This window comes from Thalassospira sp. CA1 (assembly GCF_059052855.1).
The window spans coordinates 725065-746632 of sequence record NZ_JBZCIA010000001.1 but is presented as its reverse complement, the minus strand read 5'-3'; the positions used below and the strand labels follow the sequence as shown (position 1 = coordinate 746632).

At 52.7% G+C, this 21568-nt stretch carries 22 protein-coding genes; 1 reads left to right on the top strand and 21 read right to left on the bottom strand.

Going from position 1 to position 21568, the window contains the following annotated elements:
• Position 1: 1 nt before the first annotated feature.
• The gene (locus tag AC5Q5A_RS03395; RefSeq protein WP_493894333.1) at positions 2-742 is read left to right on the top strand and encodes a M48 family metallopeptidase; all 741 of its coding nucleotides are present in this window, start codon (positions 2-4) and stop codon (positions 740-742) included.
• 333 nt (positions 743-1075) lie between these two features.
• On the opposite strand, the gene rnhA is transcribed toward AC5Q5A_RS03395, so the two are convergent.
• The 21 genes from rnhA to coxB all read right to left on the bottom strand — a co-directional run bounded on the left by rnhA (position 1076) and on the right by coxB (position 20845).
• Positions 1076-1552: a ribonuclease HI gene (gene rnhA / locus AC5Q5A_RS03390; protein ID WP_493894332.1), complete on the bottom strand. Its 477-nt coding sequence runs from the start codon at positions 1550-1552 to the stop codon at positions 1076-1078.
• An 883-nt stretch (positions 1553-2435) separates the two neighbouring features.
• Positions 2436-2819 (bottom strand): hypothetical protein, encoded by a 384-nt coding sequence (locus tag AC5Q5A_RS03385; RefSeq protein ID WP_493894331.1) that lies wholly within the window; start codon positions 2817-2819, stop codon positions 2436-2438.
• A 47-nt stretch (positions 2820-2866) separates the two neighbouring features.
• Entirely contained in the window at positions 2867-3526 is a 660-nt protein-coding gene (locus AC5Q5A_RS03380; protein ID WP_493894330.1) for a recombinase family protein, read from the bottom strand.
• 790 nt (positions 3527-4316) lie between these two features.
• Positions 4317-4739 (bottom strand): hypothetical protein, encoded by a 423-nt coding sequence (locus AC5Q5A_RS03375; RefSeq protein ID WP_493894329.1) that lies wholly within the window; start codon positions 4737-4739, stop codon positions 4317-4319.
• Positions 4740-4812: 73 nt separating this feature from the next.
• A complete protein-coding gene (locus AC5Q5A_RS03370) occupies positions 4813-5262 on the bottom strand; it encodes a hypothetical protein (protein ID WP_493894328.1) in 450 nt (149 codons plus the stop codon).
• A gap of 12 nt (positions 5263-5274) precedes the next feature.
• Complete coding sequence (locus AC5Q5A_RS03365; RefSeq protein WP_493894327.1) at positions 5275-5499, bottom strand: hypothetical protein; 225 nt, start codon at positions 5497-5499, stop codon at positions 5275-5277.
• Positions 5500-5679: 180 nt separating this feature from the next.
• Positions 5680-7254: a DUF6538 domain-containing protein gene (locus AC5Q5A_RS03360; protein ID WP_493894326.1), complete on the bottom strand. Its 1575-nt coding sequence runs from the start codon at positions 7252-7254 to the stop codon at positions 5680-5682.
• Positions 7255-7474: 220 nt separating this feature from the next.
• Positions 7475-8446 (bottom strand): sensor domain-containing diguanylate cyclase, encoded by a 972-nt coding sequence (locus AC5Q5A_RS03355; protein WP_493894325.1) that lies wholly within the window; start codon positions 8444-8446, stop codon positions 7475-7477.
• Positions 8447-8622: 176 nt separating this feature from the next.
• Positions 8623-9543 carry an ROK family protein gene (locus AC5Q5A_RS03350; RefSeq protein WP_493894324.1) on the bottom strand — a complete coding sequence of 307 codons (921 nt, stop codon included), beginning with the start codon at positions 9541-9543 and terminating at the stop codon, positions 8623-8625.
• A 119-nt stretch (positions 9544-9662) separates the two neighbouring features.
• A complete protein-coding gene (locus tag AC5Q5A_RS03345; protein WP_008889206.1) occupies positions 9663-10922 on the bottom strand; it encodes a M16 family metallopeptidase in 1260 nt (419 codons plus the stop codon).
• 47 nt (positions 10923-10969) lie between these two features.
• Positions 10970-12367, bottom strand: coding sequence for a threonine synthase (thrC, locus tag AC5Q5A_RS03340; RefSeq protein WP_493894323.1), 1398 nt, complete (start codon positions 12365-12367; stop codon positions 10970-10972).
• Between the two features lie 186 nt (positions 12368-12553).
• On the bottom strand, positions 12554-12973 hold the full coding sequence (locus tag AC5Q5A_RS03335) for a cyclic nucleotide-binding domain-containing protein (RefSeq protein WP_063088567.1): 420 nt from the start codon (positions 12971-12973) through the stop codon (positions 12554-12556).
• Between the two features lie 115 nt (positions 12974-13088).
• Positions 13089-14576 carry a carboxypeptidase M32 gene (locus AC5Q5A_RS03330; protein WP_493894322.1) on the bottom strand — a complete coding sequence of 496 codons (1488 nt, stop codon included), beginning with the start codon at positions 14574-14576 and terminating at the stop codon, positions 13089-13091.
• Positions 14577-14641: 65 nt separating this feature from the next.
• Positions 14642-15373 carry an SURF1 family protein gene (locus tag AC5Q5A_RS03325; protein WP_287450872.1) on the bottom strand — a complete coding sequence of 244 codons (732 nt, stop codon included), beginning with the start codon at positions 15371-15373 and terminating at the stop codon, positions 14642-14644.
• 6 nt (positions 15374-15379) lie between these two features.
• On the bottom strand, positions 15380-15667 hold the full coding sequence (locus AC5Q5A_RS03320) for a DUF983 domain-containing protein (RefSeq protein ID WP_493894321.1): 288 nt from the start codon (positions 15665-15667) through the stop codon (positions 15380-15382).
• Between the two features lie 104 nt (positions 15668-15771).
• Positions 15772-16572, bottom strand: a complete 801-nt coding sequence (locus AC5Q5A_RS03315; protein ID WP_008889200.1) for a cytochrome c oxidase subunit 3 — start codon at positions 16570-16572, stop codon at positions 15772-15774.
• 85 nt (positions 16573-16657) lie between these two features.
• Complete coding sequence (locus AC5Q5A_RS03310; protein ID WP_338183900.1) at positions 16658-17248, bottom strand: cytochrome c oxidase assembly protein; 591 nt, start codon at positions 17246-17248, stop codon at positions 16658-16660.
• 6 nt (positions 17249-17254) lie between these two features.
• On the bottom strand, positions 17255-17395 hold the full coding sequence (locus AC5Q5A_RS03305; RefSeq protein WP_157097699.1) for a cytochrome c oxidase system small membrane protein: 141 nt from the start codon (positions 17393-17395) through the stop codon (positions 17255-17257).
• Positions 17392-18318 carry a heme o synthase gene (gene cyoE, locus AC5Q5A_RS03300; protein WP_197146034.1) on the bottom strand — a complete coding sequence of 309 codons (927 nt, stop codon included), beginning with the start codon at positions 18316-18318 and terminating at the stop codon, positions 17392-17394. The genes AC5Q5A_RS03305 and cyoE overlap by 4 nt, the downstream gene beginning before the upstream one ends.
• Before the next feature lie 80 nt (positions 18319-18398).
• The gene (gene ctaD, locus AC5Q5A_RS03295) at positions 18399-19982 is read right to left on the bottom strand and encodes a cytochrome c oxidase subunit I (protein WP_338183904.1); all 1584 of its coding nucleotides are present in this window, start codon (positions 19980-19982) and stop codon (positions 18399-18401) included.
• A gap of 11 nt (positions 19983-19993) precedes the next feature.
• A complete protein-coding gene (gene coxB, locus AC5Q5A_RS03290; RefSeq protein WP_338183906.1) occupies positions 19994-20845 on the bottom strand; it encodes a cytochrome c oxidase subunit II in 852 nt (283 codons plus the stop codon).
• Positions 20846-21568: the final 723 nt, after the last annotated feature.

Sequence of the window (21568 nt, the reverse complement as noted above, 5' to 3'; positions counted from 1 at the left end):
CATGCCTGTCCTGACAATCGGCAATACTGACATTCCATATGAGTTAAAGCGCGTTGGTACTTGCGAGAAGGCAAGGATCACTGTGACGCCTGAACTGGTGGAAGTCGTCGTTCCGCCCACTGCAACGGACGAGCAGATCAACAATGCCGTTCATAGAAGGCGGCAATGGATTTTTGATCAGACCCGCAAGATGCGCGAAACCGCAGAAAGATCGCCTTCGCTGTACCGGTTTGTCAGCGGGGCAAAGATACCATTTCGCGGACGCATGACGCGGCTAAAGGTTGGTTCAACGGATGATACGCTGGTGCATGTTTCCTACCGGAATGGCTTGTATATCGAATATCCAACCTCTGCTTCGCCGCACTCACAGGACATGCTGATTGAGGATGCCTTGCGGCTATGGCTCAAGAAACGCTTGCGACAGGATGTTGCTGACTTCATTCGTCGCTATGGGCCAAAGAACGACCTAAAGCCCAAAGCATACCGCATCAAGGATCAGAAGCACCTATGGGGCAGTTGCGGCAATGACCGGGTGATCAATATCAACTGGCACCTGATCTTTGCCCCGAAGACAGTCCTTGAATACGCGGTGGTTCATGAACTTTGCCACCTGCGTCACCGCAATCACGACAAGCCTTTCTGGAACTTGGTCGGATCATTGATTCCAGATTACCAATCCCGAAAAGCTTGGCTTGATCAGAACGAACATATGCTGGCTATCAACAGGGTTGAGACAAGCTGAACGCGCTGGAAAGTTTACAGGGCAAAAACAGTCTTGCAGGTTAGATGCACAGCGATCTGCATGGCGTTTCCCAAAGAACTCCGCAACGTCCCCGCTATTGGCGAACGCTTGGCTGTCTTTGATGGTGACAATGGGAGCTGGCGGCCATTGCCTGACTTACTTCAATCAAATTGTATTGACGTCCATCGACCATTTTCCAACAAGAACAAAACATGCCGATAGCAACCTTGTCCCCCTAGCCTCGTTATGAGGCATTCGGAGGGACCAAAGGTTAGCTTGAAGCCAACCCTTGGCCTCGTTACGGGTTACGGATCAGGTCTGTTAAACGCCAATTCAACAATTAGCCTGATCAGTTCCCTTACGAGGAGCCGTAGCAGCAATCCCCGCCTGCCTGCTAGCTTCCTGATCTACCCGTTCATTCTCGGGATGTCCTGCGTGTCCCTTGGTCCACTCCCAAGTAACCTCATGCTTCTGACAAAGCTGATCCAGCTTTTGCCATAGCTCAGCATTCTTGACCGGCTTGCTCCCTGATTTATTCAAAGACCAGTCCTGGGCTTTCCATTTGATGATCCAACTTGTCATCCCATCGACCACATAGCGACTATCAGTCACTACATGGACGACACGAGGCGACTTGAGTGCTTCCAGTCCTTTGATAACGGCAGTTAGCTCCATCTGGTTATTGGTCGTATGGCGAGCTTTACCGCCCCTGAGCCTCTCTTTACCGGGCTTCCGTAGTAGATAAGCCCACCCACCGGGGCCGGGGTTTCCGAGGCAAGCACCATCGGCAAACAATTCAGTTTTGGTCATTGGTTAGTACCTTTACAGGACAGTTCATTAACTCATGAAAAAAGACCCCATGCTTCAAAGTATGAGGTCATTGCTGTGTGGTGGATTGGAAAGGAAGGACAGGAAATAGGGAGAGACAAGACCACTCAAAGAAACCTTGAGACAGCATGAAGCAGGCCCTAAGCAGGCTTGAAACTGGCTATGAGTGAGATACGGCCACACCTAAAGACAACAACAGTATGTTGACTAGATTGAGCCTGTTTAAACACCTTAAGTCACCCGTCTTACTGACCCTTTTCAGGTGCCCGGACCCTATCGAGCGCCACCACTTCTCGATAAGTCCTATGCCCGGTTCACGCTTTGCACATTGCCCTTTTCAGGGGAGAGGTGGCTCATGCCGGGAAGGCTGAACAGTAAGGAGGTGACTGACACGAAACTCGTTGTTGACTGAGTGTCGCCCGCCGTCACACCTGAGCAGGGTTTCCCCTTCTCTTAGGGGGTACCTAATCGCATGGAGTTTGAAGCCGATTTCCGGGTAATGGAGAGGATTTAGATTTCTTGGGTAAACGGAAACTGCTTTCCCGGAGGGAATCTGTGCGGGCTTCTGGTACGCCACATGTTGGCTTTGAGCGACCTTCCCGCAGTTAGAACAAACAGATGATAATAGATTGGTGTGGTGTAAAAATATCAGCGTTACGCAGCTGCAACCCACTGAGAGATTCAATTCGCAATCGAAGTCCGATGACTTGAAAGCATCTAGCATACTGCTTCAATGCTTCTCTATCAGGTTGTATTCTGAGCAGAGGCCGAGAAAACATCACTGCGCGTAGATCGATTGGACCGCATCCCAAAGAATGCAGTTACGAACAATTCTATTTTCTCTCTTTTCGTGTATCTGCCGTTGCTAGTCTATCCCAAGAATTTCGCCTATTGTCTTGTGAGTCACAATCCACTTACCGCCATCAAGTTTAGCGTTAAAGCTGTTAAACCCAAAGGTCCATTTCCCTAGTTGCCCTGTGGTTTTTTTGATGCGAGCGCCACCAACAGCCCACCCCACTTCAACACCCACAACTGGATCAAGTAGTTCTTCGTGCGTAGGAGGATAGAATATTATGTCAACTATGCCTTCGTACTCTTTACCACCATCTTTAACGCAAACTTTGTCGCCAACGTTTAAGGGGCAAATTTCTTCTGCAATTGATTGCCTAAGTGTTTTAATTTTGTCTTTAGCTGCAAGGTAAGCGGATTTTGCTTCGTCAAGTTGCCGCTTTTTCTCATCCAAGTCCATTTTGGTCTCCTATTTTAAACAATAAAACACCACGAATTAAAAGACCCTCATCTTGCAACTCGGTCCAACAGCCTTTTGACTTGAGGTGCCTGCCACTTACCGCCTCTTGGCGTTGCAATCCCGGCGGAGTTAAGCGCAGAAGCTATTGCCCGCATACTATCCCCCCTCTCCCGCATCGGAACCACGATATTCTCCAGCTTACCCGCTCGCTGTTGCGCTTGAGCCTTGAGCACGTCATTCCGTTTCATGGTGCTGTCCCGGAGACCACCAAGCCTAACCCCTCGCCGCTTGGCTTCTTTGAGTGCGGCTTTGGTTCGCTGCGAGATAAACTCACGCTCCTGTTCGGCCAGCGCTGCATAGATATGTAGCTGGAATGGTGTAGCTGTCGGCATTGCCGCAACACGGAAGTCTAGCCGCTTGTCTTCCATAAGTTGAGAGATGAACGACACCTTACGGCTTAGTCGGTCAAGCTTCGCAACAAGCAGTGTGGCCTTGGCAGTCTTGGCATGTTCAATAGCCTTGAGTAACTCCGGGCGGTCATCATCCTTACCTGATTGCACATCAAGATACTCCCCGATCACTTCGAAAGGCTCAGGGCTGAACGTATCCAGATAAAGGGTGATATCTCTCGTTTGCGCTTCCAGCCCCAACCCACTCCGCCCTTGGTCTGCTGTACTCACACGCTTGTAGATCACATATTGCTGCATGGTCCCCACCTGCTTCACTGCCTTGTTACAGGCACATAAGACAGGATGTTACAAATGTCAACGAACGTTGTGGGCGTTACAACACTACTTTTCAGTAGGGAGGAGGGCACTCCAAGCACCCACCCCACCCCTTTGCGTTATAGCCACAGCATACGAGAACGAAACGACACGGGCCCCTACAGGGGGGAAATCGCCGCTTCGGTCATAGCGTATACCCATTCAGATTTTTGACCCAAAAACCACCACAAGTCGGTGCATGAAATATTGAATATTAGGAAAATCATATCTTCCGAGTCGGCATCAGAAATTAGCAAAAAAGTGGTTTTCCTAAAAAATTGATGCCCCAAATAACCCAAAGAATCTCTACGTAACGTTACGTAGGAAACGTCATCATCTTGCAAACTTATTTCTTTTTGGTGACAAGCCGGGCTGGTAAAGTGAGGGAGTTAAGTCGTCGCAAAAAGAAAAGGGCGCTCCGGCAAGAGCACCCTTTCGAATTTTTGCAAACATAAACTGCGGTAGTTAGTGCTACAAAAATTTTTAGTAACAACAAATTTTGTACCTCAATTGCAGTCTATAGGTCAACTATTGGACCTTTTTTGGGGAACTGGAGAACTAGCTATCGCGTAACTTAGAGGTTTAGGATGTTGATATACATCGAACCTGCCGTGATACGTGCTTTGATCGCAGCAGCGGTCTTGATGCTTAGATAGACAAATGCGCCCCGAGATTTGTTTTCGGGGCGTTTTTGTTTCCCTGGAGTCCCGCTGGAAATGCCTTCAAGCGTTGCTTAGTTCTGCGTTGTGGAACCGCCGGAAGCCGTTGAAGAACGGCGCGACCGTTCTGCTTGCAGCCATTCCCGGTAAATCAAAATTTCCAACAGGCAGGATGGAGCGTCCCAAGCCTTCACTTTGTGCTGTAAAGCCTTGGTCAATGGAGACTCTACCAAGTAGTCTTTGACGATATCACGAGAAATACCAAGTCTTTCTGCCGCCTGATAATCATCATAAGCGATATAAAGTTCTTGGCAGATATCCCGAGCATTTGTCCAACGATGCAACTCTATATTTTCTCGCTCCAACCTTTGGTCTCTACGGTCATCAAGACCTTCCAATATATTGGAAAACACGTCCGAAATCTCGTGGAACTGATCCTCGATAGCTTTATCAGATAGACATTCGGGATCAGTCATGGTGCAAAAAGAAGGGCTCACTTTGAGGTACTCCGTTTAGTTGACACGTTGTTCATTCTAAGGGGGTACCTAATTGTCAAAACCGCAGATTTCTTCAGTCTTCAACTTTTAGTTTCTGAGTACGTTTCGATCTGGCTCTTGGTTTTTGATATTCGAGAGATACGATTGGCTCGTTCGGGTCATGCCCCCCAAAAGAGCGCCATATAAGAAACCGCGTCACCTTCTCAGCATCACGCAATACGTCGTGAGTTATGCTCGATCTTATCCCGCGAACTCCAACAAAGAGAGCTTCGAACAAGTTATCTAAAACTGTTGTCTCTGCTTGAAACTCAAATGGAAGATCGGGGTATTCCGCCCAATAGACCATCGCCTCATATACTCGAATGAGTGCATCTTCCCGTTCCAAAGCAATAGCGTTTCGGTCCGCTCCTGAGAAATAATGCGCTGCCTCGGAAGCAGACAAAACTATTTCTTTAAGGATCGGGTTACACTCAAAGAAAGCTTTGGTAGCGTTTATGGGTCTTGCGGAAGGGGTTCGGAACATCTCCTGCCCCACCTATACCAAACTCAAAGAGCTTTGTTGATCGGCAAGAAGGCGGCAATTGGAGGTCAGAACAAACCGCCAGCGCCCCCATATTCCTTCAATCTCCCGGTCATGCTGTTCCGTTTCAAGTTTGCCCCATTTCGCATGACTAGAACGCTCCCAATAGAGAGACCCAAAGTACGGAAGGTGGATATAACCGGGTTCGATTTTGAAGCTGTGACCAATGGTAAAACGCATGATTTTTCCTCTTGCACATGGTTGAAAACAAGCCAACCATGAGTCACCAAGGATCATACCGTCAACACAAAAAATTCAATTATTTCAACGATGTATTTCACTTGTGGAGAGCACCATTCAGTTTCGTGTGAGACATCATCAGCTTGAATACTTCCCACTTGTGGAACGCAGACGAAATTTTTATTCAGCTAACTTAGGCATGACAGCGGGTGCATTCAGTTCGGGATAGCGGATCGCTTCCACAACTTCCCTAAGTGTCGAAATCTCCAACCCATCAGGGTTATAGGTACCAAAGGTGATACCTGCCTTCTCATGTCCGACAACCTGCGCCACTTCTGTTTGCGGAAGCCTTGCACGTTCCAAGACCTGAATAACACTGCGTCGGAATGAATGGAAATCCACCCGGTCACGTTTGTTGTCCGGGTTAAGATGCGTCACGCCAAGCTTGCGGCGATAGGTCGTGAATGTCTTTGAAAGGTACCAAGAACGCTTCTGGTCCGGTCCACCGGGCTTGAGAGCCGGAAACAGCCAATCGCCGTCCTGACGCTTCAAATAGTCGATAAAGCCCACTTCGATCAGACGGCTATGGATTGGCACAAGACGATCACCCGCCTCTGTCTTGGCATTCGTGATGTCAAAGCACCAAACACCGTCCTTCTGCTTGATGTCTGCTATGGTCCGATTACAGATTTCATTCAATCGCATCCCACTATAGGCCGCAATCCAGCAGACCCATTGCAGGGTTGTCTCATAATTCGGCTTCTCGGGAGCAACTTTGGGCTTGTGCCGCAGCAACAAACTAAGTTCGTCTGAAGTAAAGGGAAGCTTGCCAACCTTACGTCGCTCGCCCTCACGCCTTTGCTGCCCCTCCCAAGGGTTCTCTCCATTAAACTCACCAACACGCTTGGCCCACTTCCAGACGAGCCCCAAAGCCATCGAAAAGCGGTTAATAGTGCGGTTACTGAGACCAACCTCATGATTGCCATATAGCTCGATGATCTCGCTGAAGGTGCGTTCTTTCGTCTTAGAACTACGGCCCCAATGGGGATCAAGACTACTAACAAGGGTCAGGAACTTCGACGCCTTTGCCCGGTCGATGTCTTCCAGCTCCGGGCTACCGGCCCACTTATCAAACAGGCGGAATACTGCCTCATATTGACCTTGTGTTTGCGCGGTAATCCTCGCTCCACTGTCACGTTGTATTTCTTCAAGATACCGCGTTGCTACATCCTTGAAAGAAGCTCCTTTGGCTTTCTTCTTCGCTGCGGTTACAGGTCTCAGGGTCAACGGATCAATGGCGGAGCGACCGAAGGTCAAAGGACGCTCAAAGGGCTTTCCGTTCAATGCTGCTATCCGGCCATTAGCTGCTTTGATACGGGCAAATGACATGGCGTATTCTAAATCACTGAGCCGACCCGTCTCAATCTTGTCGCCTTCATGGCCGATCAGGATGCCACAAGCATCTTCATCCTGTTGATACTCTTGCATTTCTTGCAAAGCACGGTCGAATTCATGGTTGGCCCGGTCTTCGATTTCGGCAGGTGTTAACTCACGATGCCCTCGAACTACATCAATCCGGGCTTTATACTCTGCTACCAGCGGCCACCGGGCACTTTGCGCCTTAGTCAAATCACGCGTTCCAAGCGACCTAACAACCTCTGACTTTCCATCGAAGGCATGACGCACATCCACCGGGATTTTCATTGCGAAGTACCACGTCTGACGGCGTTTCTTAAGGTAGCTTGTATCGGCCATTTTTGGTCCCGGTGGTACACGTTGGTAGTACACGTTCCTAGTACACGGGGTCTTTTAAAGTCAACAAAATCAACACGCTCAATGGATTGAGGCCTATTCGATTTAGGCTCCTACCGCCCCAGCCAAGACAAACCGCTTTGAGGTTTTCCTCAAAGCGGTTTTCTTTTGCCCGCTTGATGCAACATGGCCGCACACGAAGGTGCGACCACACATTATCCGTTCAAGACTGCTTTGACTGGTGCATGGCTATGCTGGCGCGCGACACCAGTTTATCAAGCGTATCGCCCGCCTCGGCGATGCCAAGGCCGATGCTGAGTGTAAGCTTCGGGTGTGCGCTTCCGGCCTCGAAATCCTCGGCACCGACGCGCTCGGTCAAGCGTTGTAGGTAGTTAAGCGCACCTGCGGCCCCGGTTTCAGGCATCAGGATAATGAATTCCTTGTCGCTCCAGCGCGCGATGACATCGGTTTCGCGCTTCATGCCCGAGGCCACCTTGGCAAACAGTTTTAGCGCGGCATCACCGGCATCGTAGCCAAAGTTCTCATTCAGGTTCTTGAGATTATCGAAATAGACCATCCCGATCACAACCGCATTGCCATAACGGTTTGAACGTTCAAGCTCCGTTCGCAAGATACCTTCCATGTAATGGCGATTGTAAAGCCCCGTCAGCGGATCGGTATTGGCCGAAAGCTCGATATCCTTGCGCGCCTGATCAAGTGCCTTGCGATCGTGGATATGGGCAACCGCCTGCCCGATTGAGTCGGCAAAAAGCTGCACCAGATCGATATCGTGCTTGGTAAAGGCCTTCACCGGGACGGGGCTGCCATATGCAAGGGTCCCGATGCATTCGCCTTCGACAACAATCGGTGCGCCAAGATAGGCGGCAAACCCGAATTTCTCGCCCGCCGGATGCGATCCCAGTTCGCTTTCGCTGACATCATGAAAGGCAAAGACTTTGCTGGCCGAAATAACCTGACTGCAGAATGTCTCATCAAGATCGAATTCCATGCCCGGGGTCAGGACATTTTCAGGATGAAACACCTGTCGAATTTCATAGGTCTGTTCGCCAATCGCACTAAAGATGCCGACTGGCAGACCAAACTGCTCAATACCGAGCTTCAGGATCGCCTCAACACGCTGTTCGAACATTTTGGCCATTTCGCCCTGATGATCGGTCTCAAACTCGGTGGTCATGTGATTTCCCATTTTTTGACTGGCACGGCCTTGCACAAAAACGCCAGTCATAAAGCCTTGTTATAGTGCGACAATTAAGTCCGATAATCGCATGCGGCAAATTCTAAACCGTAAGCATACCAAGGCATAGGCCATTCTTCTGATTGGATAATATTTTTCTGATATGACCGGGTCGGTTATGCGGATTTCGGTCGGACTGTCATCTGGTGCAACAGGGCCGCCCCCCGCAACCCGCCATCCCGGGCATAGGCACCGGGCACCACCAGCGGCACGTCATAGCGCCCCAAGGCGTGCTTGCGGACCCGGGTGTCGATCTCTGCGATCAAGGCCGTCTCGGATGCCAATCCGCCGCCCACCGGGACGCAGTCCGGATCAAGAACATTGATCATCAATGCCAATTCACGGGCAACCAGATCACAATAGATGTCGATAACCCGTGCTGCCTTGTCATCCCCGGCCAGCCATGCAGTTGTGATGTCGTGGCTTGCAGGTGCCTGATCATGGAGTTGCGCGTAAATCCGTTCAAGCCCACGCGCCCCGCCCCAGCTATCAAGGCACCCTTTGCGCCCGCAGCCGCAGGCAACAGCCGACAGGTCATGTTTGATGAGGCTACCGGTGACATCATTGCCGTGCCCCCATTCACCTCGGATACCGCTGTTGCCGCCAACGAATTGGCCATTGAACACAATGCCGCCACCAACCCCGGTGCCAAGGATAATGGCAAAGACGGTGCGGGCGTTTTGGGCCACACCTGTTGTTGCCTCGGCCAAGGCAAAACAATCGGCGTCATTTTCGACCAGAACAGGACGGTCCAGAATGCCTGAAAGTTCGGCCGCCAGCAGCCAATCCTTGATGGCCGGAATATTGGCAGAAATGACCGACCCGGTTTGCGGATCCATCCCGCCGGCAAGACTGATGCCGACCGGGCATTTGCCATATTGCTCATCGGCCTCATGCACAAATCCCGCAAGGGTTTTGACAAAGGCATCGCGGTCATCACGCGGTGTTGATGCCTTGCGATGAAGCACCATCGCCCCACCCGCATCAAAAACACCGAACTCGATATTCGAGCCCCCTATGTCAAAGGCATATTGCATACTGCACTTTCCACGAACTGTCCTGCTACCGGGATACACCAGCCTAGAGTACGTCGCAAAAAGAAACGGCACCAGCCGGGTCAGGCAGGTGCCGTTAATGTGTTAAAGATCGCGTGAGCCTAGCTACGCAGGCGTGCCGCCAGATCATCGTAGGACGGCATCTGGTCGACAGGACCAAGGGCCGTCACGGTCGGCGTGCCATCCAGCAATGCCTTGCCGGAACGACGCACGCTTTCAAGGTCAACACCGTCGATCTTTTCAACGATTTCTTCCATACTTTGCGGGCGGCCGAAAATCTGGATCTGACGGGCCAGTGTTTCACAGCGACCGGAATTGCTTTCCATCGCCATCACCACAGATGCCTTAAGCTGCGCACGTGCACGTGCGACTTCTTCCTCGGTCAGATCCTCGGTCGCACGGACCAGTTCATCACACATGACCGGCATCAATTCGCCAACGTCATTGGCACCGGTCCCGGCATAGATCGAGAACAAGCCACCATCAACATAGTGCGACGAGAAGCTATAGACCGAATAAACCAGCCCGCGCTTTTCACGGATTTCCTGGAACAGGCGCGATGACATGCCGCCCCCCAGAAGGGTGTTGAACACCTGCAGGTCATAGAAGCTGTCATCGGTGTAGGACACGGTCGGCAGACCAAAGATCACATGCACCTGTTCAAGCTTGCGGTTTTCGATCCGGCTGCCGCCTTCGTATTTAAGCGGCTCCATCTCGTGATCTTCATGAGCCGGAAGGCTGTCGAATTTCTTGGCGACCATATCGACAACGCGATTATGTTCGACCTTGCCCGATGCCGAAAACACCATGCGTTTCGGGCTATAACGGCGCGACATGAAATCAAACAGATGATCACGGCTGAGCGACGATACATTTTCCGGACTACCCAGGATCGAACGCCCCAGCGCCTGATTTGGCAGGGCGGTTTCCTGAAAATAATCGAAAATGATGTCATCAGGCGTGTCATTGGCCTGACCGATTTCCTGCAAGATCACCTGGCGTTCGCGTTCAAGTTCCTTCGCATCCAGTGTGGAATGCTGAAGGATATCGGCAATCACATCAATCGCCAGTTCCTGATCTTCGTGCAGGACCTTGCAATAATAGGCCGTGTTCTCGCGCGAGGTATAGGCATTCATCTGCCCGCCAACTGCTTCGATTTCTTCGGAAATCTGAAGCGCGGAACGACGACGCGTGCCCTTGAACGCCATATGTTCAAGCATATGGGAAATGCCGTTAATGTCAGGCGTCTCGTTACGCGCCCCGACATCAACCCACGTGCCCAAGGCAACCGACTGCACATGATCAAGGCGGTCAGTCGCGACAATCATTCCATTGTCAAGCTGGGTGAGCTCGACTGTCATATAGCATTACTCCTGTTTCGCATTCTTTTCCCAACCATGGCTGGTCTTCAGGCTGCACGCCGGTTCTTGCGGACATGCGCCATCAAGGCCGCCACATCGTTGGACATTGGTTCGACCTTTTCAGGTCGGTCATATAGATCAGAAAGACGCGGCGGCAAGTCCGGATAGATGCCCGACGCCTGCTTGACCGCATCGGGGAATTTCGCCGGATGTGCGGTTGCCAGTGCCACCATCGGTACCGATTTGTCCCGATTGCACTGACGGCCCGAAACGATGCCAATCACCGAATGCGGATCCACCAGTTCGCCACTGGTCGCCAACACATCCTTGATCGCCGCCTTGGTTTCATCGTCACTCAATCGATAGCCATCGAAATGTTCACGCGCACGGCCAAACTGGCCTTGCGACATTTCCATAACACCGGTTTCACGGAACTTGGTCAGCATCTCGGCAATCGCAAGCCCATCACGGTCATAAAGATCAAACATCAGACGTTCAAAATTCGAGCTGACCTGAATATCCATCGACGGGCTGAGCGACGGCTCAACGCCCTCCATCTTCATGGTCCCGGTTTCAAAGAAACGGGCCAGAATGTCATTGCGGTTGGCACCAACCACGAACTGTTTGATCGGAAGCCCCATCTGCATGGCGGCATAACCGGCATAAACGTTGCCGAAGTTGCCCGACGGCACCGAGAAGGAAATTTCGCGTTCCGGCGAGCCAAGCTGCACACCCGCCCAGAAGTAATAAGCGATCTGGCACATGATGCGCGCCCAGTTGATCGAATTCACCGCCGACAGGCCAACTTCATCGCGGAAGCCATGGTCGTTAAACAACGCCTTGACCAGATCCTGGCAATCATCAAACGAACCTTCGACGGCAACGTTGTGCACATTGTCCGACAGGATGGTCGTCATTTGACGACGCTGCACTTCCGAAACGCGGCCTTTGGGATGCAGAATGAAGATGTCGATATTTTCGCGATCCCGGCAGGCTTCAATCGCTGCCGACCCGGTATCACCCGACGTCGCCCCCACAATCGTGATCCGCTCGCCACGTTTGGCCAGAACATGGTCAAACAGGCGACCAACCACCTGAAGCGCATAGTCCTTGAACGCCAGCGTCGGGCCATGGAACAGCTCCATCACCCAGTCATTCGGGCCAAGCTGTTTAAGCGGTGCGACCGCTTCGTGATCAAAGCCGCGATAGGTATCTTCAAGAATGGTCTTAAGGGCGTCGTCATCAACAGTGCCTGCAACAAACGGCTGGATGACTTTGAAGGCCACTTCGGCATAAGTCAGAGTTCGCAGCGCACGAATGTCATCCTTGGAAAAGGTCGGCCATGTTTCGGGAACATAAAGCCCCCCGTCACGGGCCAGACCGGCAAGAAGAACTTCATCGAACTGCAAAACGGGGGCGCTTCCCCGCGTGCTGACATAGCGCACTAGACCTGCTCCTGCATAAGGCGAATATCGGTTGCGTGCATTTGGGTACAAATCGCCGCCAAACAACACGCCAAAGCCTGATTTAGTGAGGGTTTGAGCAGATATAGTCAAGGGACAATCCAGCAAGCCTGCCGTGCTTTACGCATTATCGCGCAAGCCACGGCCCCACCCCGCATTCAGCCCACCCTAACCGTCAAGCGGGATGCCATGTTCCTTGAGCTTCGACTCAGCCAATGCCGCCCGGCGCACGACCGTGCGGTAGTTGCCCAGAAGGATTCGCAAAACGGCTTTGATAAAACGGTCCGACCCCGACATTTTCTTTTCAAACGTCTGGCGGCTGATCGCGATCAAAACGGTACGTTCTTTGGCCCGGGCAGAGGCCATGCGCGGCTGATTATCGACAAGCGCAAGTTCGCCAAACAGACCACCGGCCTCGATCGAGCCCAGAATAACCTCTTTGCCTTCGCCCAGCGTCTTGAAGATTTCAACTTTGCCTTCCTGCACGACATAGGCAGCGTTTCCAGGCTTTCCTTCGCGGAAAATAACCTGATCGATGGCAAAGACCTGTCGGTCCATCACCTTCTTGTTGCCGTCGGTTATGCCCATGTGTTTGCAGAGCCCATGAAAGGTTTGGGAACTTCTTGTCCCGAGGATCGATGGCAGCGTGTATCACCGATCAATAAATCAATGCTAGCAGATTGCCGGACCCATTCAATTGAATTTACTGGCCGTACCTATTCTCAAGATGGGTTCTGAACGCATCCACGCCAAGGGGCTTTCCGGTCGCGGCCTCAAGGATGGCATCGGTGGATTTGCTTGAAGCCTGACTGTGAATGTTTGTGCGAAGCCAACTCATCAACGGGGCGAAATCACCACGCGACAATGCGTTGGGTATTTCAGGGTTGGATTCCTTGGCTGCGGCAAAGATTTGCGCTGCTGCCATCGCCCCCAACGTATAGGTCGGGAAATATCCCCATGCACCCGATGGCCAGTGGATATCCTGCATGCAACCATTGCGGTCATCTTCGGGGACAATACCCAGAAGTTTCTGCATCAACTCGTTCCAGGCACCCGGCAGATCAGAAAGCTTCATGTCGCCTTCGATCAGCGCGCGCTCCAACCGATAGCGCAAGATCACATGTGCGGGATAGGTCACCTCGTCGGCATCAACACGGATCAGGCCCGGCTCAACGCAGGTATAAAGGCGGTGCAGGTTTGCAGCCCCCCACGCGGCGTTGTCACCGCCAAAGGCTGCCTTGAACACCGGTCCGGCATAGGTCAGAAACTCTTCTGACCGGCAGGCCTGCATTTCCACCAAAAGCGACTGGCTTTCATGCATCGTCATGCCACGCGCCTTGCCCACAGGCTGATTTTGCCAATCGGCGGGCAATCCGCGCTCATACATGGCATGGCCGGTTTCGTGCAGAACCCCCATGATGGCCGAGGTAAAATCATTCTCGTCATAGCGCGTGGTCAAACGCACATCTTCCGGAATGCCGCCACAGAACGGATGATGGGAAATGTCCAACCGTCCGTGATCAAAATCGAAACCAACCGCCTTCATCAGATCAAGGCCAATCCGGTTTTGCGTTTCAACCGGGAACGGACCGGTTGGCTTAACCGGCTTGTCTTCGGATTTCTGGCGTTCGATCACATCGGCAGTGAAATCGGGCAGGAAGCTTTCCAACTCGGCAAACAAGCTATCAATCCGATCAGAGCGCATCATCGGATCATATTGATCCAACAGCGCATCATATACCGAGGTACCCAATGCCTCTGCCTTGGCTTTGCCCGCCTCAATCGACAGATCAAGCACTTCCTGCAAGTGCGGCAGGAGTCCCTTGAAATCGTTGTCGGCGCGCGCCTTGCGCCATGCCACTTCACAGCGGGTTTCCGCCCGTGACATTTTCTCCACCAGATCGGCCGGCACCGCCGTGCCATGAACCCATGCGCGCTTCATCTCCGCCAGATTGGCCTGCTGCCAATCGTCAAGCTGCTCGCTTTCCGCACTGCTGGTCAAATCACCCAGATCCGGCGCATTGATCAGTTCGTTCTCCAGAACACTCAATGTTGCAAGCTGTTCGGAACGGGCATCTGCGCCGCCGTCCGGCATGATCACAGCCATATCCCAGTGCAACATCCCGCTAATACCGGACAGGACACTCATACGGTGAAAACGGGCTTCGAGCTTTTTATACGCTTCTGTCATGGGAACTCCTGCGCGGGCAGTCCGGTTGCTGTCCGCAAAATATCAGTCAACTGGTGGCGACAAGATCAGGCTTGCGCGTCTTTTTCGTCATCGCTGCTTGGGCGGCGGTGATAAAGGACAAACATCACGATCAGGGTAAGTGCCAGGCTATACCAGGTGATGGCATATTCCAGATGGTTGTTGGGTAACTCAACCTTTGCCTGCCCGCCAATCGGCAATCCGCCCGGGATCGGCGTATCGTCGAGTTCGAGATAATACGGGCTGGCAAGGTCGGCACCGGTATCTTCGGCCATGTGATTGACATCGACATAGAACCACTGATTACGGATCGCGTCATTTTCCGGCTGTGCCCAATGCTTTTCACTTGGCAGACGCAACACACCCGATACACGCACCGGACCCTCGATCAGGCTGTCGGGGCGGGTTTCAGGTTCGCGGTAATCCTGCGGCACCCAGCCGCGATTGACCAGAATGATTCGCCCATCTTCCTGTTCAAGCGGGGTGATCAACTGAAAACCGACATTGCCGCGCCGGGTGCGCGCCATCAGGTATTTTTCCTGATCGTTCAGGTAACGACCTTCGGCGTAGGCCGCGCGAAATGCCATATCGGGGTCAAGGATGGTATCGGTCGGCACGGCAATTGGTGGCATCTGTGCCTGCGCCTGACGCATTTCGATCAGGTCTTTTTTCCAGAACAGTCTGTCAACCTGCCAGGAACCAAGCCCCAAAAGAATGATCAGAGACAGTCCGGCGGAAATTTTCATCGCCAGACTGGGACGCGTTTTAAGAAGTGGCATGAAGGGTCAGTCCTGTTCGGATGTCGATCGGTGGCGGTATTGCAGCGCCACCATGATGCCTTTAAGCGGCCTTAGCAAGACCAGCGTCAAACCAATGATCACCGGTCCCCACACAACCGCGTGCAGCCAGAGTGGAGGCATATAGGTCATTTCGACCCATAGCGCCATCGGCACCACCAGAAATCCGAGAATAAAGATGATGAACACAGCCGGACCATCACCAGAATCATGGCCGCGCAAATCCAGTCCGCAAACCTCGCAGGTTTCACGCACATTCAAATAGCCCGAAAACAACTTTCCCCCACCGCAGCGGGGGCATTTGCATGCCAACCCGGTACGAATGGGGGAAAGGTTTGGATAATAATCATCCATGATCTTTTGTGTCACCTGACGACGACTTATTCGCCACCCCAGATGTAAACGGCAAAGAACAGGAACAGCCAGACAACGTCAACGAAGTGCCAGTACCAGGCTGCTGCTTCGAGACCGAAATGATGATCCTGCTTGAAGCCATCTTTCATTGCGCGCACAAGGCAGACCGCCAGGAACACCGTTCCGACAAACACATGGAAACCATGGAACCCGGTCGCCATGTAGAAGGTCGAGGAATAGATGTTGTCAGAGAAGCCAAATGCCGCGTGGCTGTATTCATATGCCTGCAGGAACAGGAAGATGACGCCAAGACCAACGGTCAGTGCCAGACCCTGAACAAGGTCCTTTTTCTTGCCTTCAAGGATCCCATGATGCGCCCAGGTCAGGGTGCAACCCGACAGCAACAGGATCAGGGTGTTCAGGAACGGCAGATCCCATGGATCAAGCACTTCAACGCCTGCGGGCGGCCATTCGGTCACGCCGGGGCTGAAGATCACAAACGCGTTGTGGAAGAATGCCCAGAAGAAGGCGACAAAGAACATCACCTCGGATGCGATGAACAGCGACATCCCATAACGCAGGCCGATCTGAACGACCTTGTTATGATAGATGTGTGATTCGCTGATCACGTTGCTCCACCAACGGAACATCACAAACAGAATGCCTGCAATGCCGATCGCCGCCAGCCAGAAGTCAGCCGGCGCACGGTCCGAATGCATGAACATGACCATACCACCGGTAAAAAGACCGGCGGACGCCGCAGCCACCAGCGGCCACGGGCTCGGGTCTACCAGGTGGAACGGATGCTTTTGTGCATGATCACTCATTCCTTGCCCCCCTCAATCCTTACAAAAGAAACTCTAAGTTCGCTTTGTTAACCAAAGACCGTCCAGTCCACGAAACCGTGTTCTGTCAGCCTCCCTGATCTTCGTTCCCGTCATTTGCTTCCACCGATGCCTCGGATTTGAAGAAAGTGTATGACAGGGTAATCGTCTTCACGTCCTGGGTATTGATGTCGTCGGCAATTGCCGGATCGACATAGAAACTGACCGGCATGTCAACGCGCTCGCCCGGTTGAAGGGTTTGCTCGTCAAAACAGAAACACGCGATCTTGCTGAAATACTGCCCGGCTTTGAGCGGCGTCACATTATAGACAGCCTGACCGGTGATCGGCTTGACCGACATGTTTTCGGCCACGTAATGGGCCAGATTGTCTTCGCCCAGACGCACCGTGATTTCACGCTGTTCGGGTTTGAACTGCCACGGCAGGCCGGAATTCACATCGGCATTGAACCGAACCTTGATGGTCTTTTCCGAGACTTCAACGCCGGCGTCTTTGCCCACCTGCGGCGTCCCGCCAAAGCCGGTGACCTGACAGAACAGTTCATAAAGCGGTACTGATGCATAGGACAGACCGATCATGCCGCCAACGACGACAACACAGCTCAGCAAAACGCGCTTGTTGCGTGCCTTGATACTATCTGTGTGTTTCTGATCAGCCATAGTTTCCTAGCTCATCTTCAAAATCGTGATCGCAAAAAACAGGACGATCAGGCTGGTCAGGATAACCAGAAAGGCCCAGTTCTTCTTTTTGCGCTTGGCATAGAACGCGTCGAGTTCCGCCTTGTTCATTTTGGGTTCCTCACTCATGCGATCAACCCGCCAAGCCAGACGTCTGCAACCATCGCCCCGAACAGGACAAACAGATACAGGATCGAATAGCCAAACATCTTGTGCGGGGCGCGTTCCTCCGCATTGCGCAGAACACGAACCGCATGACGCAGGAACCAAAGCCCCGTCAGGCCCGCAGTCACGGCGTAAAAGACACCAAGCAATCCGGTCGCAACCGGCACAAGCGTCACCGGCAACAGCAGAATGGTATAAACCAGCATCTGCTTTTTGGTTGCGGCTTCACCGGCAACAACCGGCATCATCGGCACCCCGACCTTGGCGTAATCGCCACAACGGAACAGTGCCAGCGCCCAGAAATGCGGCGGTGTCCACATAAAGATAATCATGAACAGCGCGATTGAATTGATATCAATCCCGCCGGTCACCGACGCCCAGCCGATCATCGGGGGAAAGGCCCCGGCGGCACCGCCAATGACGATATTCTGTGGTGTGCTGCGCTTAAGCCACATGGTGTAAACGAACACGTAAAACGCGATCGACACCGCAAGCAAAGCCGCAGCCGCAAAATTGATGGCAACCGCCATGACGGTTACCGAGACGATCGACAGGGCAATGCCAAGTGACAAAGCCTCGTCTGCGGGCACCCGCCCGGCCGGAATCGGTCGGTTCTGGGTACGTTTCATGTGGATATCGATATCGCGATCATACCACATGTTAATCGATGCAGCCGCACCACTGGCAACGGCAATACAGGCGATTGCGACGAGTCCAAGGAACGGATGAATGGAGCCCGGGGCAATCAACAAACCAACAGCACCGGTGAAAACCACAAGGGTCATCACGCCCGGCTTAAGCAATGCGATATAGTCGCGCACATCGGAAACCGGCAGCGATACTGCGTTTTCGAGTGCGATGGTCTGGTTGGCAGCCTGCTTGGTCATTTGAACTCTGGTCTTCTCTTTCGGGGCGGTAGGATGTCCCCCGCAAACCGGGGTCTGCGGGGGACTTAAACCAGGATCACTTACTTGATACGCGGCAGTTCGTCAAAGGTATGGAACGGCGGCGGAGAGCTCACAGTCCATTCCAGCGTATCGGCACCTTCACCATACGGATTTGCCTCGGCCTTCTTGCCACGGATGAAGGCATGCGCCACCACACCGAGGAAGAAGATGGTCGCGGCAAACGAGATGTAAGCGCCATAAGACGAAACCATGTTCCAGCCTGCAAACGCATCCGGGTAGTCGGCATAACGACGTGGCATGCCAGCAAGCCCCAGGAAGTGCTGCGGGAAGAAGGTCAGGTTAACCCCGATGAAGAACAGCCAGAAGTGGATCTTCGCACCGAGATCGGAAATCTCGTAGCCCGACATTTTGCTGAACCAGTAATAGAAGCCCGCAAAGATCGAGAAGACCGCACCAAGCGACAGCACGTAGTGGAAGTGCGCCACAACAAAATAGGTGTCATGCAGCGGCAGATCCATGCCCGAGTTCGCCAGCATCACACCTGTCACACCGCCCACAGTGAACAGGAAGATGAAGCCGATCGCCCAAAGCATCGGAGCGCGAAGCGAGATCGAGCCGCCCCACATGGTCGCAATCCACGAAAAGATCTTAACCCCGGTCGGCACCGCAATCACCATCGTTGCCGCTGTGAAGTATGCCCGGGTGTCAACATCCATGCCGACTGTGTACATGTGGTGCGCCCACACGATAAAGCCGACAACACCAATTGCCACCATCGCATAGGCCATCCCGAGATAGCCGAAGACCGGCTTGCGCGAGAAGGTCGAGATGATGTGACTGATGATGCCAAAGCCCGGGAGGATCATGATGTACACTTCCGGATGACCGAAGAACCAGAACAGGTGCTGATACAGGATCGGGTCACCACCGCCGGCCGGATTAAAGAAGTCCGTGCCAAAGTTACGGTCAGTCAGAAGCATGGTGATCGCGCCACCAAGAACCGGCACCGCCAGCAGAAGCAGGAAGGCTGTCACAAGCATCGACCATGCAAACAGCGGCATCTTGTGCAGGGTCATGCCCGGCGCACGCATGTTGAAAATAGTGGTGATGAAGTTCACCGCACCAAGGATCGAGCTGGCACCGGCAAGGTGCAGCGCAAAGATCGCGAGGTCAACCGACGCATCCGGATGCCCCAGCACGCCCGAAAGCGGCGGGTAAACCGTCCAGCCGGTCCCGGCACCACTGCCAACCACTGCTGAAAGCATCAGCAGGATGAAGGCCGGAACAATCAGCCAGAACGAAATGTTGTTCAAACGCGGGAACGCCATATCCGGCGCGCCAATCATGATCGGAACGAACCAGTTGCCAAAACCGCCAATCATGGCGGGCATGACAACAAAGAAGACCATGATCATGCCGTGTGCAGTGACCAGCACGTTGAAGAAGTGCGGATCATCAATGACCTGGGTTCCCGGCTGAGCCAGTTCCATCCGGAACCAGACCGAGAACGCGCCACCGATCAAACCGGCGATCACTGAGAAGAGAAGATAAAGAGTCCCGATATCCTTGTGGTTAGTCGACAGGAACCAACGGGCAAAGAAGCCGGGGGTATGATCGTGATCATGTGTGTCAGCGTGAGCCATTAGTCTCTCCCTCACTCTGCCGATGCCACTGATACCGCAGACGGCAAATCAGCAGATGCGAACTGTTCTTGGGCCTTGGCTACCCAGGCCTCGTATTCTTCCATCGTAACAGCTTTGACAGCGATCGGCATATAGGCGTGGTTTACGCCGCAAAGCTCGGAACACTGACCATAGAATGTCGTACCGGCATACTCGCCTGGAATGCGGGTCCAGGTTTCGTTCAGTCGGCCAGGAACGGCATCAAGCTTGATGAACAGCGACGGCATGGCCCAGTTATGGATCACGTCATCAGACGTCATGATAAGACGGATGTTCTGATCCACCGGCAGGACAACGGGATTGTCCACATCCAGAAGGCGGTTCAAGCCTTCGGCAACAGCAGTTTCCTGATCGATCATAAGAGAATCAAACGTGAAGTTGCCGTTATCCGGATACTCATAGGTCCAGTACCACTGCTTGCCGATAATCTTAAGGGTAAGGTCGGCATCCTCAACGCGGTCTGCGAAATACAGCAGACGGAAGGACGGGATCGCAATGACAAGAAGAATAAGAACCGGCACAACCGTCCAAACCACTTCAAGAAGGGTGTGGTGGGTTGTTTTTGACGGTACCGGGTTGCGTTTTGCGCTGAAGCGGAAAAGCACATAGAGCAACAAAGCCAATACGATCACGGTAATGATCGTCATCAGCCATGTAAGCAAATTAAAGAATTTCTGGCCTTCAACAGCCACCGGTGAAACCGGGTCCTGCAGCCCAAGCTGCCACGGCTCGGGCTGACCAACGGCAGCAATCGCTGCACTGTCTAACCCGGTAAGTACCGCCAATCCCAACAACAGAATGGGAAATAGCTTCTTGATCGACATGCGAATCTGCCCCCTCGCATTACATCTCAAGGCGATATGCCTCACTCTTCCCCACCCCCGTCTGCTTTTGTTGACCCGGCGTCACGTGCCCTGCGGGGGACATTTCACCGCTTCAACCAAAGATTAAAAATCAACGGGCCGGAGCATTTCCTCTGACATATCTTATTCTTAAATAGCCTGCACATGAAAGTACATTGGTAACGCAGGCAAATAGCGTATCTTCGACACCTGTTCCAGAAAAAACCTCGCTGCGTTGCACAAAAAATGTATTTGATAATCCATCAAATTAGCGCAGTGGTTTTGACTGAAATCGTTCTAAACACCCACCCTTGGATAGAAAAACCGCCATTCCGCATGGCCGATTTTCACCTTCCAAACGAATGCTGCTTTGCAATATATGCGCAAAACTCGTTAGAATCACTTCAACCAATGGCTAAAGCCGTTTCTTTTCAAATCCTACGCGATCCTTACATCGCCGGATCAACACGACGTTACGTCATCCTGACAGCGTCCTGATCCGGGCTGATTTTTCGCAACAGACCGCTCCAGGATCGATTTTGCCAACGATTCGGATACTGGCATGAGGCAGGCCGTAAGAAACCAAATGCAAAAATACTGTCCGAACCCTTTAATTGAGCGGACTTTTCCCCAATATCACGGATAGAAATTCGGTTGGATATATCAGCTTTGCGGACTATTCTACCAAAACGTATGCATTCCCGA